This is a genomic window from Rhodococcus sp. As11, from assembly GCF_048957735.1.
Taxonomy (GTDB): domain Bacteria; phylum Actinomycetota; class Actinomycetes; order Mycobacteriales; family Mycobacteriaceae; genus Rhodococcus; species Rhodococcus gordoniae.
The window spans coordinates 1-1,335 of record NZ_JARDJE010000054.1; the positions used below are offsets into that span (position 1 = coordinate 1).

Genomic DNA, 1,335 nt, shown 5'->3' on the forward strand with positions numbered 1-1,335 from the left:
GGGGCGCACTCGGTCAGGACGAGGCCGTCGGCGGTCACGTCGATCACCGCGAGGTTGGTGACGATGCGCTGGACCACGCCCTCACCGGTGAGCGGCAGCGAGCACTGCGAGACGATCTTCGGGTTGCCCTGCTTGTCGGTGTGCTCCATGAGCACGATGACCGTGCGGGCCCCGTGGACGAGATCCATCGCCCCGCCCATGCCCTTGACCATCTTGCCGGGCACCATCCAGTTCGCCAGATCACCGGTGGCCGAGACCTCCATGCCGCCGAGCACCGCGGTGTCGATGTGGCCGCCGCGGATCATGCCGAAGCTCAGCGCCGAGTCGAAGAAGGCCGCGCCGGGATCGACCGTCACGGTCTCCTTGCCGGCATTGATCAGATCCGGGTCGACGGCGTCCTCGGTCGGATACGGCCCGGTGCCCAGGATGCCGTTCTCGCTGTGCAAGGTCACGTGCACCCCCTCGGGCAGATAGTTGGGGATCAGCGTCGGCAACCCGATGCCGAGGTTGACGTACTCCCCCGGAGCGAGTTCGCGTGCGGCTCGCTCGGCCATCTGCGTGCGCGTCCAGCCCAGTGTCTCGACAGCTGTGGTCATGTCTCTACGCTCCCTTCCCGGCGCTGACGGTGCGCTTTTCGATCTGCTTGTCCTGGACACCGGTGTGCACGACCCGGTTCACGAAGATGCCCGGCAGGTGCACCTCGCCGGGATCGATCTCGCCCGGCTCGACGAGTTCTTCGACCTGGGCGATGCACACACGCCCGGCCATCGCGGCGAGCGGGTTGAAGTTCATCGCGGCCTTGTTGAACACGAGGTTGCCCTCGGTGTCGCCCTTGAGGGCGTGCACGAGCGAGAAGTCGGCGGTGATGGACTCCTCGAGCACGTACCGCTTGCCGCGGAACTCGCGGATCTCCTTCGCCGGCGACGCCACGGCGACCGATCCGTCGGCGTGGTACTTCCAGGGCAGTCCGCCCTGCGAGATGGGGGTGCCGACCCCGGCGGGGGTGAAGAAGGCGGGGATGCCGGCGCCACCGGCGCGGAGCTTCTCGGCGAGGGTGCCCTGCGGGGTCAGCTCGACCTCGAGCTCACCCGAGAGGTACTGCCGGGCGAATTCCTTGTTCTCCCCGACATACGACGCGGTGACCCGGCGGATACGCTTGTCTGCCAGCAGGATTCCGAGACCGTGCCCGTCGACGCCGCAGTTGTTGGAGAACACCTCGAGGTCGGTGGTGCCGGTGTCGGCGATGGCCTGGATCAGGACGTCGGGGATGCCGCACAATCCGAATCCGCCCACCGCGAGAGTCGCACCGTCACGGATATCGGCGACGGCCTCCGC

Annotated in this window: 2 protein-coding genes; both read right to left on the bottom strand. The window is 67.7% G+C overall.

What is annotated here, in order from left to right; all coding sequences use genetic code 11:
* Nucleotides 1–596: 3-oxoacid CoA-transferase subunit B (locus tag PV766_RS24030; RefSeq protein ID WP_421098123.1), on the bottom strand; the 596-nt coding region annotated here is incomplete at its 3' end.
* A gap of 4 nt (nt 597–600) precedes the next feature.
* Nucleotides 601–1,335 (bottom strand): CoA transferase subunit A (locus PV766_RS24035; protein ID WP_421098124.1); only part of this gene is annotated, 735 nt, incomplete at its 5' end.